The sequence below is a fragment of the Propionivibrio sp. genome (genome assembly GCF_049316945.1).
Taxonomy (GTDB): Bacteria; Pseudomonadota; Gammaproteobacteria; order Burkholderiales; family Rhodocyclaceae; genus Propionivibrio.
The window spans coordinates 1-13,323 of the sequence record NZ_JBMOJE010000023.1 but is presented as its reverse complement, the minus strand read 5'-3'; the positions used below and the strand labels follow the sequence as shown (position 1 = coordinate 13,323).

Below are 13,323 nucleotides of genomic sequence, written 5' to 3'. Positions count from 1 at the left end.
TTGCGCCTCTGCGGTGGGTGTTCAGGCATTTTTTTCAACCTCTGAGCAGAACGATGTAAAAGGAGTGAAGCCATGATCACCCGTGACGAATTCCGCCAGATCGCCGCCAATGGCGCCTGGAAACAGAACACCAGCATCGTCCAGATTCTCGGCCTGTGCCCGCTGCTGGCGGTTACCACCAATCTGGTCAATGGCGTGATGCTGTCGCTGGCTACCATCGTGGTCATGGCCATCTCCGGGCTGGCCATTGCCAGCTTGCGCAACCTGATCCCGCACGAAATCCGCATCCCGGTATTCATCCTGATCGTCGCCGCATTGGTCACGGTAGTTGATCTGCTATTCAACGCCAACCTGCATGAACTGTATCTGGTACTCGGCATTTTCATCCCGTTGATCGTCACCAACTGCATCGTACTGGCGCGCGTCGAGGCCTTTGCCAACAAAAACCCGCCGCTGCAATCGATGTTCGACGGCATTTTCATGGGCGTCGGCATGCTGTGGACGCTGGCGCTGCTCGGCGGCATGCGCGAATTTATCGGTGGTGGCACGCTGTTCTCGGGCATCGACATGGTTTTCCCCGGCCTGCAACCGCTGCAACTGCTCCCGAAAGAGTACCCCGGCCTGCTGCTGGCCATGCTGCCGCCCGGCGCCTTCATCCTGCTCGGCTGCCTGATCGCCTGGAAAAACTGGGTCGAGGCACGTGCTGCGGCGCGCCAGCAACGCCGCGCGCCGGAGCCGGCACCCGCACAATGAACGCGGCCAAGCGTGCCGAAATATTCAAACGTCTGCACGCGGCCAATCCGGCACCCACCACCGAACTCGAATACGCGACCACCTTCCAGTTGCTGGTCGCCGTCATCCTCTCGGCTCAAGCCACCGACATGAGCGTCAACCTGGCAACGCGCCAGCTTTTTGCCGATGCGCCGACGGCGCAAACCATTCTTCTACTCGGCGTAGACGGGCTGGCCGGATACATCAACCGCATCGGCCTCTACCCGACCAAGGCGAAGAATGTGATTGCCACCTGCCGCCAGCTTATCGAACGCCATGGCGGCGAGGTACCGCACGACCGGGCAGAACTCGAAGCGCTGCCCGGCGTCGGCCGCAAGACCGCCAACGTGGTACTCAACATCGCCTTCGGCGAACCGACCATCGCTATCGACACACACCTCTTCCGCCTCGCCAACCGGACAAGACTGGCACCGGGCAAGACACCGCTTGAAGTCGAACTCAAGCTGCTAAAATCGGTCCCAGAGGAGTACAAGCGGGACGCCCATCATTGGCTGATCCTGCACGGGCGCTACGTTTGCAAGGCGCGCAAGCCGGAATGCTGGCACTGCGCCATCGCCGACCTGTGCGAATACAAAGAGAAAACTGATCCCTATAAAGAAGCCACGCCAAGATGACCGTCGCTACCGCCCTTGTTTCAGGCAATGACCCGCTGCCCCAGCTTGCTGAAGAGGCTGTCCATCAGGCGCTCGAAAAGGCCGGGCTGACGCACGCCAATGGCGTACTGCTGTTCCTGACTCCCGAGTTTTCCCGCCACGCCCAGCAAACCATAACCGCCGTCGCCCGCACGGCTCAATGCACCCAGGTTGCCGGTGGAATAGCCTCGGGGGTTTTTACCGAGTCCGGCTGGACCCTTGATCGCCCGGCAGCGGCGGTCATGGTTTTTGGCCGAGGTCTTTCACTGGGTCACCCGGAGGCCGGCAAGCACCCGGTGCTGAGCTATGCCGGGGGCACCTTCCCGCCGGAGTGGAGCAATACCGGGCCTCGTTTTGGCGGCAGTTTCTCCGGCAACGCAGGCTATGCCGAAGCGCTCGTCTGGCAACAGAGCCGGCTCAGCGAGCAACAGCGCTGTTGCGTGCAACTATTGGGCGCGAAGGTGGACATCGGGGTTTCCAGTGGATTGCAACTGCTCGGCGAAGCGCAAGTGGTCGACAGCAGCAACGGCTTCGACCTGGAAAAGCTTGGTGGCCAAACCGCTTTAAAAAGCCTGAACCGCTTGCTGCCAGCCGCGCTGCGCCATCCCACGGCCTTGCAGTTGCATCACGTTACCGCCGTGCTGATGGAAGGCGAAAACAACACCAGAAATGCGCTGGCCGAAGGTCGTTATCACCCGATTCCCATCATTTCCGCCAACCCCGACAACTCGCTGACGCTGGCCGAACGTGTCTTGCCGGGGCAACTCCTGGCCTGGGCCATCCGGCAACCGATCAGCAGCGAAGCCGACATGCGTCAAACGCTTGATCAGTTGGCCGATCAGTTGGCCAAAACGACCGACAAACCTGCCTGCGCCCTGATGTTTTCGTGCATTGGTCGCGGCCCCTATTTCTACGGCGGCGATGACCGCGACCTGGACGTTCTTTGCGAACGCTTCCCCGGCCTGCCCGTACTCGGCACTTACGGCACCGGCCAGATTGCACCGATGACCCAGGGAGCGCATTGCCTGAACCGGCAGACACAGAACAGCGTCGTCACCGCACTGGTCAGCAAGCAAACCAAGGATGACCATGTTCAATCCATCACGTGAGCAGGTTCGCCGCTTCTTCTGCGAAGCCTGGCGCAAACATCGCCAGCGACTGGTCCTCGAAGGTGCCGAAGCCACTGCCGCCGACCTGATCGAAGAGCATCCGGAATACCACGGTCTGCTGGACAATCCGGAGGCCGCCGTCGAACAGGAGTTCACCCCCGAAAGCGGGCAGATGAACCCCTTTCTGCATCTTTCGCTGCACCTGGCCATCGCCGACCAGATCAGCATCGATCAGCCGCCGGGAATTCGCGCCGCCTACCATACCCTGCGCGAGCGGCTCGATGTACACGACGCCGAACACGCGATCCTGGAGTGCCTGGGCGAAACCCTCTGGCGCGCCCAGCGCGAGGGCGGCACGATGGACGGCGAGCAGTATCTTGAATGTGTCCGGCGCGCTGCCGGAAGCTGAAACCAAAAATATATACTCGACCGGTACGAGACTTGCTGTAACGTTGAGGCGATTGTTATTGGAGGAAAATCCATGCCCGACTTGTCGAGAATCACGCTGGAAGCTGGAAAACGTGGCGGACGGTCGTGCATAAGGGGTCTGCGCATCACCGTCTATGATGTTCTCGCGATGCTGGCGGACGACATGAGCGAGGCCGAGATACTTGAAGACTACCCCGAACTGGAAGTGGCGGATATTCGTGCTTGCCTGGCCTTTGCCGCGCAAAGAGAGCACAACCATTACTCCCTCGCCGTGCAATGAAGTTGCTGCTGGACGAGTATCTTTCGCGGCGCCTGATCCCTTTTCTGCAAGCTGACTACCCTGGCAGTTCGCAAGTAAGCCTGCTCGGTTTGGAAAGGGCTACCGACCGCGAAATTTGGAACTTTGCCCGTAACAATGGTTTTGTGATCGTAAGTCGCGACGCTGACTTCAGCGAACTGTCTACCTTGCTTGGCCACCCTCCTCAATTAATATGGCTGAGAATTCCGAATCAATCCAAGGCCGCCGTACTGAACCTGCTTTGTTCCAATATGTCTCAAATTGAACACCTACTACTCTCGGATGAATTGGCATGCCTCGAATTGACCTCAGTAAAATAAACCGTCGCCGCCAGTTGCTGAAACACTTCGCCGCCGCCGGCTTGCTCGGCAGCGCAGGCCTCAGTGGCCTGATCCGCGATGCCTTGGCCAATGGGGAAAAACCCATCGCTCCCGGTGTGCAAAAGGTTACGGGAATTGTCACCATCAACGGCAAAGCGGCCCGGCCCGGGATGTCCGTCGGAACCGGTGACACGATCAACACTGACTCCGACAGCGAGGCCATTTACGTCATCGGCAAGGACGCCTATCTGCAAAGGGAAAGCAGTACAGTGAGTTTCTCCGGCGTCAGCGCAGACGTAATGCGCGTACTGACCGGCAAGATCCTCTCGGTATTCGGCAAAGGCAACAAGAAACTGGAGACAGCGACGGCCACGATCGGCATTCGCGGCACCGGTTGCTACATCGAATCCGAGCCCAGGCGGGTGTACTTCTGCCTGTGCTATGGCGCGGCGGATCTGATTCTCGCCGCCGACCCGAATCACGTCGAACGTATCGAGACAAAGCATCACGACCATCCGCTCTATATTTACCGCGATTCGTCGATGCCGATGACGGTCGATGCCTCGGTGATCAACCACAGCGACGAAGAACTGGAATTGCTGGAAAGCCTCGTCGGCCGCTGGCCACCGTTCATCCATGGCGGCTATCGCTACTGATGCCCTGCAAGGCGCATGGATAGGCAATCTTCAGCACATGCATCTGGAGATCCGCATGAATGCTTGCTCTCAGGGCACATCGCTTGCAGATCGCCATTCCATAAGCTCTACAGCCCGGTTGTATGGAGCATTAAAATCAGGCGCGCTCGGACGGAGGTGCGACCTTGAATACTTCGGCGAGCGTCGTGGTGCCGGCCGCTACCTTCATTGCGCCGGAGATACGCAACGGTTTCATGCCTTCGCGGTAGGCCAGATCGCGAATCTTGGCCACATCGGCGTTATCGCTGATCGCCTGCTTCATGTCCGGCGACAGCATCAATATTTCATAGAGCCCGACGCGCCCGCGATAACCGGTCATGCGACATTCAAGACAACCCACCGAATGATGGAACTGACTGGGGCGATTGGCTTTCCACGGGGCGACCAGGCGATCCCACATGGCTTCATCGTCGGCAGTCGCCGGATTGGCCTTCTTGCAATGCGGACAGAGTACACGCACCAGACGCTGCGCCATGATGCCCAGTACCGTGGCGCTGATCAGATACGAGGGAACGCCCAGATCGAGCAGGCGCGTTACCGCCGCAGGAGAGTCATTGGTGTGCAGCGTGGACAGCACCAAGTGGCCGGTCAGCGCCGCCTGGACGGTCACTTCGGCCGTTTCCAGATCACGGATTTCGCCGACCATGATGATGTCCGGGTCTTGCCGCATCAGCGCCCGCACGCCTTGCGCGAAATCCAGGTCGATCGAGCTCTGTACCTGCATCTGGTTGAATGCACCTTCGACCATTTCTATTGGATCTTCGATGGTGCACACGTTGACCGCTGGCGTGGCCAAGTGTTTGAGCGTCGAGTAGAGCGTTGTCGTTTTTCCAGATCCGGTTGGGCCGGTGACCAGAATGATGCCGTTGGGGCTTTCCGACATCGACTTCCAGCGCGTCTGATCCTCTTCAGAAAAACCGAGATCGGTAAAATTTCGTACCAGCACTTCGGGGTCGAAAATCCGCATCACCAGCTTTTCGCCAAAAGCCGTCGGCAGCGTCGATAGGCGCATTTCCGCCTCCTGCCCGTCGGCCGTTCGCGTCTTGATGCGCCCATCCTGAGGCCGTCGCTTTTCGACCAGATCCATGCGCCCAAGGATCTTGATGCGGCTGACCATCGCCGCCATCACGCTCATCGGTATCTGGTAAACCTGATGCAACACCCCGTCGATGCGAAAACGCACAATCCCCAGTTCACGCCGGGGCTCGATATGAATGTCGCTGGCGCGCTGGTCGAAAGCGTACTGCCAGAGCCAATCGACGATATTGACGATGTGCTGATCGTTGGCGTCAAATTGTCGATTGCTGCGACCCAACTCGACAAGTTGCTCGAAAGAAGACAGCCCGGCGCTTTGCCCACCAGCTTGCGTAGCCTTCTTGACCGAGCGCGCAAGGTTGTAAAACTCGATCAGATAGCGTGCCACATCGACCGGGTTGGCAAACACTCTGCGGATGTTCTTTTTTACAATCGGCCTGATCTCTTTTTCCCAGTCCCGCAGATAAGGTTCGGTTGTCGCAAAAACGACTTCCAGCGAGGTCACTTGCACCGGAAGAATGCCAAAGCGCGTCGCATAGGCGCTCGACATGACATCCGTCACGGCCGTGAAATCGATTTTCAGCGGGTCGATGTGGTAATACTCCAGACCGATTTTGGCGGCATACCATTCTGAAATATCCTCCAGAGTCAGAATCCGAAAGGGCGCCAGCAGCGATTTCCACTTCCGGTCAGCGACAATCACCAGAGGATGTGCGACCAGACGCTTCAGCCGACACTCGGCAACCAGCGCGGCGGCTTCGGTATTGTCGACGAGACCATCGGCCACCAGCAAACCGAGAACTTCCGCCACCGTCAGTCGATGGTCAGGCACGTTATTCACCATCGGATCGGGCATCAGGAACATTCCAATGAAGTCAATCGGAGACTATACCCGACAAGCCACAGGCGGCTCAATGGCAACGAGGGAAAGACCTCGGTAAATTTTTTCTCTCCTCGAGATCAAGGCGATAGAGGGCGAGTCGGGTTATCCTCAAAACCGCAGTTCTAACCACGGCGACACGGCGCAGGCGAGAGCCCGCGGGGCCTGGAGGATTGCTCAGCGCCCAGAGTGTGGTTAGCTACCATCCACAATCACTTTGTCTCGCCAGGACAGCAGCGTCGGCTGGTGAAACAATCGCTGGCAATAGGCGAAGCATTGATCCAGATGCAAAGCCGCCATGGCAGAAAGAGGGGCGCCCAGTTCAAAGCTCACCCCGGCCAGACAGAGGATGAAAGCCGGTGGCGGGGACGCTTCGTTCACGGTGACATAAAGACCGAGCAAGGATTCCGGTGCTACAGAATGCGTGCTGTGCCCATCCATTCGCTTCGCTCGGGCTTCATGAAAATTGAACGGCACCGGCGTCCCTTGCCCGGCATCGATGAACAGCACCAGTTGGCGATCCTTGATATCCAGCGTGTGCTCGATCTGTAACTGGAACTCCTCGATGATCTCGACCTGGCTGTCCATGCCGATGCTTTCCAGCCAGGTTTGCAAGCGACGGGCCAAAAATGGACCCAAGGCATCGTCGCCACGGCTTTCATTGCCGATCGCCAGCAGCAAGATCGGCTTTGGCATCACCCTTGGCAAAATTCGCCATCGCCGGACTTGGTGATGCGGCTGACTTCACGCCCCTCGACATCCAGCAACTTGATTTCCAGCGGCATTTTGCCCATCGCGTGAGTGGCGCAGGAGAGGCAGGGATCGAAAGCGCGAATCGCCACTTCAATATGATTGAGCAAGCCTTCGGTCAGCTTGCGGCCATTCAGATAACGCCTGGCGACGCGGCGAACGGCTTCGTTCATCGGCTGATTGTTGTGCGTGGTCGACACAATCAGGTTGCACATGGTCACCAGATCATTCTCATCAACGTGGTAGTGATGAATCAGAGTGCCGCGCGGCGCCTCGATGACGCCGACGCCCTCGCGCTGATGCGGGCCGGAAGCGACCAGATCGGTGCCCGAGAGGTCGTTGTCCTGCAACAGCTTCTTGATCGTTTCGGCGGCATGCAGCATTTCGATCATGCGCGCCCAGTGATAGGCCAGTGGTGCGTGGATCAAACTGCCCTTGCCGTAGTCCAGAAACTCAAGGCGCTCGGATTCGGCGCGGGGTGACGGGATGAAATCGCAGTTCTGCACGCGTGCCAGCGGCCCCACCTTGTACCACCCGGCCTCGGGGCCAAGCGAAGCCAGGAAGGGAAACTTCATGTAGCTCCACGGTTTGACTTCCTCGCGGATCAACTGGTGGTAGCACTGCACATCGGCGCCATCGACGATGATCTTGCCGTCGGCATCACGCGCGCGCAGTTTGCCGTCGTAGAAGTCGAGCGCGCCATTCGCGCCGACGATCGACAGGATATTTGACCGGAAGGTGCCGAATTCGTCGTACAACTCGGGGTTGGCTGTATGCAGGCCCTTGGCCATCTGCACCGCTTCGCGGCTCCAGTTGATGATCTGCTGGATATCCGCCAGTAGCCCGTCGCGCTCTTCGCGGCTGAGCGAGCGATTGACGCCACCCGGAATGGCGCCGGTGCCATGGATGCGTTTTCCGGCGGTCAGGCGAATCACTTCCTGGCCGAACTTGCGCAGCAAAATGCCTTTCCTGGCGACCTCGGGATACGCCGCGGCGACCCCGACAATATTGCGCTTGCCGACCTCGCTGTCAAAACCAAACAACAGATCGGGCGAGGACAGGTGGAAGAAATGCAGCGCATGCGACTGCAGAATCTGGCCGTAATGCATCAGGCGGCGCAGTTTCTCGGCCGACGGGGTCAGTTGCGGTGCACCGACCACCCAATCGAGTGCCTTGGAGGCGGCCAGATGGTGCGATACCGGACAGATGCCGCACAGGCGCTGCACCATCACCGGCACTTCCCAGTAGGGGCGGCCCTGAATGAATTTTTCGAAGCCACGGAATTCGACGATATGCAGGCGTACCTGCTGCACTTCATCGTTTTCATCGAGCAGCAAGGTCACCTTGCCATGCCCCTCGACACGCGACACATGGTCAATGGCAACACGGCGCAGTGTCTTCGGATCGGCGGAAGCAGTTTCCAGTTCAAAGCTCATGATTTCTCTCAGAAGTTGTGAGGGAATGGCTGAACACCCACCGCAGAGACGCAGAGGCGCAGAGAAAAAGCGGAGAAAACTCCCGCTTCGCAAAAAGGTTTTCTCTGCGAAACCTCTGCGCCTCTGTGCCTCTGCGGTGGATTCTTAAAATTGTCACAGGCTCTCCGTCATTCAATCGAAATGCAACATCGGATGGCCCAGGCGAGGTGTCCGCCCTTCGAGCAGATCGGTCAGAAACTTCCAGATCGCGTCGCCCGAGGGTGGGCAACCGGGAATGAAATAGTCGATGCGGACGATTTCGTGGATCGGATAAACCTTGTCGAGCGGCAGCGGCAACTCCGGGTCGTTGGGAATCTGCCCGTTGACGATGCCTTCGCCGGTCAGATAAACCTCCTGCAGGCATTGCCCGAGGTCAAGATGGTTGCGCTGCGCAGGCAGCCCGCCATTGACCGCGCAGGCACCGAGAGCGATCAGGATCTTGCAGTTCTGCCGGAACTCGCGCAACACATGCACATTCTCGGCATTGCACACACCGCCCTCGATCAGGCCGATGTCGCACGGACCGCAGTGCTTGATGTCGGTAAGCGGCATGCGATCGAACTCGACCAGTTCGAGGAGCTTGAGCAGGCGCTCGTCGATATCGAGAACTGACATGTGGCAGCCAAAGCAACCAGCCAGCGAGGTAGTGGCAAGTCGGAGTTTCTTTTTTTCCAGTACGGCGTCCATCTCAACCCTCCACTTTTGAGGTGCGTCCTGCCAGACGTTCCATCTGCTGTCCAATCGGCTTTTCATCGAACAGGCGCTTGCCGATAGGCACGGCAAAACCCTTGCGCTTTTCAAGTATGACGCCGACCGGGCAGACATGCGCCGCACGGTCCAGCAGCGAAAAATTCGTATCGGCCAGTCGGCCGGATTTGGCATTGACGATCAGATGCTTGGTCATGCCACGACCCGAAAGCGCGAAGACGTTCTTGCCGTCGACATCGCGACTGGCGCGCACGCACAACTCGCAAAGAATGCAGCGATTGAAATCGAGCAGGACATCCGGGTGCGAAGCATCGAGCGGGCGATCCGGGTAGAACTGGTCGAAATGCGGCGTCAGCATTTCGAGTTCGTAAGCCAGCGCCTGCAGCATGCAGTTGCCGCTCTTTTCACACGAAGGACAGAAATGATTGCCCTCGACGAAAAGCATCTGCAACATCGTCCGTCGCTTGTCGTTCAGATCCGGTGTGTTGTTCTCGACCTCCATGCCGTCCTTGGGGTGCATGGTGCAGGAAGAAACGTAGCGGCCATTGGCCTTGACAGTGCATAGTTTGCAACTGCCCTGCGGCTTGAATTCCGGGTGGTGGCACAGGTGCGGGATGAAAATGTCGGCCGCCATGGCGGCGTCCATGATCGTCTGACCTTCTTCAAAAGGTACCGGCATGCCATCCAGCAACATCGTGGCCTGTTTCATGATTGAACCCCCTGTTCCCTGGCCTGCAGACCGAAGTGTGCGCCCGGATCGTCGCGCCCGGTCATCTGGCGGGCCGCCGCCAGCGCTTCATCAAGATCGAAGGACGGCTCGAAGTCGAGTGAGCGCAATCGCCGCTCGTAAGCCGGCCGGAACTTCAGCAAGGTATCGATGATCGGATTGCACGCAGCCTGCCCCAGTCCGCAATGGCTCGCCACATTCATCAGGCGGTGAATCTTGAAAATCTCGTTGATCTCGTACTGCGAACCATGTTCATTGGCGATCTTGTCCATGAAATTGGCTACCAATGTAGTCCCGACACGGCACGGTGTGCAGAAACCACAACTTTCGTGGGCAAAAAAGTGGGAAAAATTTCGCGCCACTTCAAACATGTCGCGATGTGCGCCAAAGACCATGAAGGCGCCGGCCGTCGGTACATCTTCAAACGAGATATGCCGGGCAAACTCGTGCGTTGCCAGGCAGATACCGGAAGCGCCGCTGACTTGCACCGCTTGCGCGTTACCGGCACCGCAGTCGTTGAGAACCTGGGTCACCGAGACGCCGAAGGCATACTCGTAAATCCCTGGATTTTCGACATCGCCGGAAATGGACAGCAATTTGGTGCCGGTTGATTGCTTGGTGCCCAGACTGGCATACCAGGCGCCACCCTTCTGCGCGATGAGCGCCGCCTTGCACAGCGTTTCGACGTTATTCACCACCGACGGCTGCCCAAGATAACCGTAGGTTACGGGGAAAGGCGGGCGTACCCGCGGCACACCCCGCTTGCCTTCAAGCGATTCGATCAGCGCCGTTTCCTCGCCACAGACATAAGCGCCCGCGCCGACATGAATTTCAATATCGAAGTCGAAGCCCGCCTGCCCGCACACCGCCGTACCGAGCAGGCCATTGCAGCGTCGTCCGTCAAGGTTGGCCTGCAAAGCCGGCAGCAGATAAAGGTATTCGCCGCGCAGGTAAACCAGGCCTTTCGCTGCGCCAACGGCGAAACCGGCCACGGTCATGCCGTCGAAGACCAGATCGGCATAGCTGGTCAGGAGAACACGGTCTTTGAAAGTACCCGGTTCACCTTCGTCGGCATTGCAGATGATGTAACGCATCGGATTGTCTGGTTGGCACGGGGCGACCCGCGCCGATTCCCATTTGATGGCGGTGGTAAAACCGGCGCCGCCGCGTCCGCGCAGATTTGAGAGCTTCATTTCGGCCATCATTGCCTCGGCGCCGCGCGCGATGGCGGCCCTGATCGCCTCACCCACATGCCAGTCACCGGAGAGCAGCACATCCCGCCGACGGATATTGTCTTCAACCACGAAATACTCTGGTGGCCAGTCTGTAAGCGGCGTATTGGCGCGAATCAGTTCGCAGATACGGTCGATTCGTTCGGCCGACAGGCGGGTGATTGCACGCCCATTGACCAGTAGCGCCGGACCCTGGTCGCACATGCCGGTGCACGAGGTGGTATCGATGCTGACCAGGCCATCTTCCGAAATCTTGCCCGGTTCGACCCACAGATTGCGGCACATACGTTCCATCAGCGCCTGATTGCCCAGCATGCGGTCGGTAATGTTGTCGGAGAACAGTACACGGTATTTGCCGCAGGGCTGCAGATGGAGAAAGGAATAAAAGCCCGCTACGCCTTCGATCCTGGCGCGTGGCCATTTGAGCTTTTCACTCAGGTAATCAATGGCATCGGGGTGCAGGTAGCCGAAATGTTCCTGCGCTTCACGCAGAATCTGCACCAGATTCCGGGGCTGATGAGCATGGCGGATCAGGATCGGATCCAGATAGGAACTGTGGTTGGAATCTAGCATGAACAAGACCTCCGCCATTCGACTTCGGAAACTACGAATCAAGTGCTTGCGGCACCGCCAGTTTGCCTGGCAACATACGTGCCCCCGCGCCTTGCATCACATCCACCTTGGCCGGCTCAACTCAGGGCTTGGCCTCGAACCAGCCATCGAAATAAATTCTACATCAAATAATTGCACATCAAAATACGGTATAGACAAAACGTGGTTGGAAACGCCAAATTTTTGCCGGGTTTTTTGACCATCAACAAATTTGCGCATGGTTGGAATCCAGGGGCCGATTGATTTTATCGCTTTGGGTACTGTGGTCGGAAACTGCCGAAATGCGCAAACAGTTATACATCTGGAATTGCTGCGAAACCGGCCACTTTCGACCCTATGCACAGTTTGAAACTATGTGTAGTCGGTGTTCTTGGAAACCGTACGGACCAATTGTAGCAAGGGATACGTTGCAGTAGTTTGATGTAGATCTGGACATGGTTTTTTCGGAAAGGTGCAGTGATGGTCCCTCATAAGGAGATCATCATGAAACTCAAACTGCATGACATAAGTATCGTTTCTCGGCCAAAGGCAAGGCGGAGTCTGGCGGACAAAGAACTGAATCGCTACGGCGAGTATATGGATCACGTACGCGGCCTGGCACCCAAGACTCGGAGCATGAACTTGCGGATTGTCAGTCGGCTACTGACTTCTCAATTCTGCGATGGTCCCATCAAGATATCTGCGATCAAACCAGACCATGTACGACGGTTCTTCGCAGAGCAGGCCAAGCTTTACAGCAAGCCGGCGAATGCCGGAACAGTCGTTGCGGCGTTGCGCGGTTACTTTCGCTACCGTGCAACACGTGGCAATGCGGTACATGGGTTGGTTGGTGTGCTGTCCTACCCCGCCAACTGGCAACTGTCATCGTTACCCAAGACTCTGACGGCCGAAGAAGTGGAACAGTTGGTGAAGTCGCTCGGCCAACCCGGTCGTTCCATGCGGCGGGCTGACGCCATTGTGCGTTGTGCGCTCGATCTCGGGCTACGAAGCGGCGAGGTCGCTCGAATCAGCCTTGACGACATCGACTGGCGTGCCGGTACGATCACGCTCCGTCACACCAAGAGTCGCCGCGACGATGCGATGCCATTGCCGGCAACCACGGGCAAGGCCATCGCCGCTTACCTGAAGCATGAACGTCCCAAGACGGAGAGTCGTGCGGTTTTCGTGCGTCACACCGCGCCACGTGGTTTATGCGCCTATTACTATGACTATGAAGTGCGGGGCATACTCTACGAATGGCTGAATCGGCGAGGCAAGTCGGGGTGTTACAGTTGGGCGAAATTTGGAAAGCTGTTAGCTCGCTATTCATTGCCGACACCGAGAATCATGGTCAATCTGTTCTAACTCTGTGAAATGGTTCTAATGAGGAGCCGTGTGCGTTAATAGCGCAAGCACGGTTCTGTGAGGGGCTTGGTGACAATTAATGATGCACAGCAAAATCGTTTGCGATCACGTAGTAGCCGCGTGCGGCGAGGCGTCCAATAAAAGTGTCGACAGGTGGATAGCGCGGACTTCATTGAGAGAAACCGGTCTACTCGACGATGGAGTCAGCCACCCGTGAAAACTGAGGGGCTGCTTAGGAACGGCTACGAAATAACTTCCCGATTTTATCTTCTCACCTGCATTGAT

General features: G+C 57.8%; 16 protein-coding genes. 8 read left to right on the top strand and 8 right to left on the bottom strand.

Annotated features, from left to right (window positions below; genetic code table 11):
* The first annotated feature begins 72 nt into the window (after positions 1 to 72).
* From ACOYNV_RS07515 to ACOYNV_RS07485, 7 genes are all read left to right on the top strand, one after another.
* Entirely contained in the window at positions 73 to 753 is a 681-nt protein-coding gene (locus ACOYNV_RS07515; RefSeq protein ID WP_422899139.1) for an electron transport complex subunit E, read from the top strand.
* Positions 750 to 1,406 carry an endonuclease III gene (nth, locus tag ACOYNV_RS07510; RefSeq protein ID WP_422899138.1) on the top strand — a complete coding sequence of 219 codons (657 nt, stop codon included), beginning with the start codon at positions 750 to 752 and terminating at the stop codon, positions 1,404 to 1,406. The genes ACOYNV_RS07515 and nth overlap by 4 nt, the downstream gene beginning before the upstream one ends.
* Positions 1,403 to 2,533 carry an FIST C-terminal domain-containing protein gene (locus ACOYNV_RS07505; RefSeq protein ID WP_422899137.1) on the top strand — a complete coding sequence of 377 codons (1,131 nt, stop codon included), beginning with the start codon at positions 1,403 to 1,405 and terminating at the stop codon, positions 2,531 to 2,533. The genes nth and ACOYNV_RS07505 overlap by 4 nt, the downstream gene beginning before the upstream one ends.
* Complete coding sequence (locus ACOYNV_RS07500) at positions 2,514 to 2,942, top strand: DUF1841 family protein (RefSeq protein ID WP_422899136.1); 429 nt, start codon at positions 2,514 to 2,516, stop codon at positions 2,940 to 2,942. Before ACOYNV_RS07505 ends, ACOYNV_RS07500 begins: the two co-directional genes overlap by 20 nt.
* Positions 2,943 to 3,014: 72 nt before the next feature.
* Positions 3,015 to 3,242, top strand: coding sequence for a DUF433 domain-containing protein (locus ACOYNV_RS07495; RefSeq protein ID WP_422899135.1), 228 nt, complete (start codon positions 3,015 to 3,017; stop codon positions 3,240 to 3,242).
* Positions 3,239 to 3,580: a DUF5615 family PIN-like protein gene (locus tag ACOYNV_RS07490; protein ID WP_422899134.1), complete on the top strand. Its 342-nt coding sequence runs from the start codon at positions 3,239 to 3,241 to the stop codon at positions 3,578 to 3,580. Before ACOYNV_RS07495 ends, ACOYNV_RS07490 begins: the two co-directional genes overlap by 4 nt.
* The gene (locus ACOYNV_RS07485) at positions 3,553 to 4,236 is read left to right on the top strand and encodes a hypothetical protein (protein ID WP_422899133.1); all 684 of its coding nucleotides are present in this window, start codon (positions 3,553 to 3,555) and stop codon (positions 4,234 to 4,236) included. Before ACOYNV_RS07490 ends, ACOYNV_RS07485 begins: the two co-directional genes overlap by 28 nt.
* A 136-nt stretch (positions 4,237 to 4,372) precedes the next feature.
* Here the strand turns inward: ACOYNV_RS07485 and ACOYNV_RS07480 are convergent, their stop codons facing one another.
* The 7 genes from ACOYNV_RS07480 to ACOYNV_RS07450 form a co-directional block, all read right to left on the bottom strand.
* Positions 4,373 to 6,166 carry a GspE/PulE family protein gene (locus ACOYNV_RS07480; RefSeq protein WP_422899132.1) on the bottom strand — a complete coding sequence of 598 codons (1,794 nt, stop codon included), beginning with the start codon at positions 6,164 to 6,166 and terminating at the stop codon, positions 4,373 to 4,375.
* Between the two features lie 219 nt (positions 6,167 to 6,385).
* Positions 6,386 to 6,886: a hydrogenase maturation protease gene (locus ACOYNV_RS07475; RefSeq protein WP_422899131.1), complete on the bottom strand. Its 501-nt coding sequence runs from the start codon at positions 6,884 to 6,886 to the stop codon at positions 6,386 to 6,388.
* Positions 6,886 to 8,376, bottom strand: a complete 1,491-nt coding sequence (locus ACOYNV_RS07470; protein ID WP_422899130.1) for a Ni/Fe hydrogenase subunit alpha — start codon at positions 8,374 to 8,376, stop codon at positions 6,886 to 6,888. Before ACOYNV_RS07470 ends, ACOYNV_RS07475 begins: the two co-directional genes overlap by 1 nt.
* 171 nt (positions 8,377 to 8,547) lie before the next feature.
* Positions 8,548 to 9,102: an NADP oxidoreductase gene (locus ACOYNV_RS07465; protein ID WP_422899129.1), complete on the bottom strand. Its 555-nt coding sequence runs from the start codon at positions 9,100 to 9,102 to the stop codon at positions 8,548 to 8,550.
* Position 9,103: 1 nt separating this feature from the next.
* Positions 9,104 to 9,832, bottom strand: a complete 729-nt coding sequence (locus ACOYNV_RS07460) for a 2Fe-2S iron-sulfur cluster-binding protein (protein WP_422899128.1) — start codon at positions 9,830 to 9,832, stop codon at positions 9,104 to 9,106.
* On the bottom strand, positions 9,829 to 11,655 hold the full coding sequence (locus ACOYNV_RS07455) for an NAD(P)H-dependent oxidoreductase subunit E (RefSeq protein ID WP_422899127.1): 1,827 nt from the start codon (positions 11,653 to 11,655) through the stop codon (positions 9,829 to 9,831). The genes ACOYNV_RS07460 and ACOYNV_RS07455 overlap by 4 nt, the downstream gene beginning before the upstream one ends.
* 96 nt (positions 11,656 to 11,751) lie before the next feature.
* Positions 11,752 to 11,913, bottom strand: a complete 162-nt coding sequence (locus tag ACOYNV_RS07450; RefSeq protein WP_422899126.1) for a hypothetical protein — start codon at positions 11,911 to 11,913, stop codon at positions 11,752 to 11,754.
* Positions 11,914 to 12,177: 264 nt separating this feature from the next.
* Here ACOYNV_RS07450 and ACOYNV_RS07445 point away from each other — a divergent pair, with 264 nt between their 5' ends.
* Positions 12,178 to 13,038, top strand: coding sequence for a tyrosine-type recombinase/integrase (locus ACOYNV_RS07445; RefSeq protein ID WP_422899125.1), 861 nt, complete (start codon positions 12,178 to 12,180; stop codon positions 13,036 to 13,038).
* 105 nt (positions 13,039 to 13,143) lie between these two features.
* On the opposite strand, the gene ACOYNV_RS07440 is transcribed toward ACOYNV_RS07445, so the two are convergent.
* A partial coding sequence (locus ACOYNV_RS07440; protein WP_422899124.1) for a hypothetical protein occupies positions 13,144 to 13,323 on the bottom strand: 180 nt, incomplete at its 5' end.

Coding starts and splice junctions, on each gene's coding strand:
- ACOYNV_RS07515 (WP_422899139.1), top strand. CDS start 73: ATGATCACCCGTGACGAATTCCGCCAGATCGCCGCCAATGGCGCCTGG.
- ACOYNV_RS07480 (WP_422899132.1), bottom strand. CDS start 6,166: ATGCCCGATCCGATGGTGAATAACGTGCCTGACCATCGACTGACGGTG.
- ACOYNV_RS07455 (WP_422899127.1), bottom strand. CDS start 11,655: ATGCTAGATTCCAACCACAGTTCCTATCTGGATCCGATCCTGATCCGC.
- ACOYNV_RS07450 (WP_422899126.1), bottom strand. CDS start 11,913: ATGCGCAAATTTGTTGATGGTCAAAAAACCCGGCAAAAATTTGGCGTT.
- ACOYNV_RS07470 (WP_422899130.1), bottom strand. CDS start 8,376: ATGAGCTTTGAACTGGAAACTGCTTCCGCCGATCCGAAGACACTGCGC.
- ACOYNV_RS07485 (WP_422899133.1), top strand. CDS start 3,553: ATGCCTCGAATTGACCTCAGTAAAATAAACCGTCGCCGCCAGTTGCTG.
- ACOYNV_RS07495 (WP_422899135.1), top strand. CDS start 3,015: ATGCCCGACTTGTCGAGAATCACGCTGGAAGCTGGAAAACGTGGCGGA.
- ACOYNV_RS07500 (WP_422899136.1), top strand. CDS start 2,514: ATGTTCAATCCATCACGTGAGCAGGTTCGCCGCTTCTTCTGCGAAGCC.
- ACOYNV_RS07475 (WP_422899131.1), bottom strand. CDS start 6,886: ATGCCAAAGCCGATCTTGCTGCTGGCGATCGGCAATGAAAGCCGTGGC.
- ACOYNV_RS07445 (WP_422899125.1), top strand. CDS start 12,178: ATGAAACTCAAACTGCATGACATAAGTATCGTTTCTCGGCCAAAGGCA.
- ACOYNV_RS07505 (WP_422899137.1), top strand. CDS start 1,403: ATGACCGTCGCTACCGCCCTTGTTTCAGGCAATGACCCGCTGCCCCAG.
- ACOYNV_RS07460 (WP_422899128.1), bottom strand. CDS start 9,832: ATGAAACAGGCCACGATGTTGCTGGATGGCATGCCGGTACCTTTTGAA.
- ACOYNV_RS07490 (WP_422899134.1), top strand. CDS start 3,239: ATGAAGTTGCTGCTGGACGAGTATCTTTCGCGGCGCCTGATCCCTTTT.
- ACOYNV_RS07465 (WP_422899129.1), bottom strand. CDS start 9,102: ATGGACGCCGTACTGGAAAAAAAGAAACTCCGACTTGCCACTACCTCG.
- nth (WP_422899138.1), top strand. CDS start 750: ATGAACGCGGCCAAGCGTGCCGAAATATTCAAACGTCTGCACGCGGCC.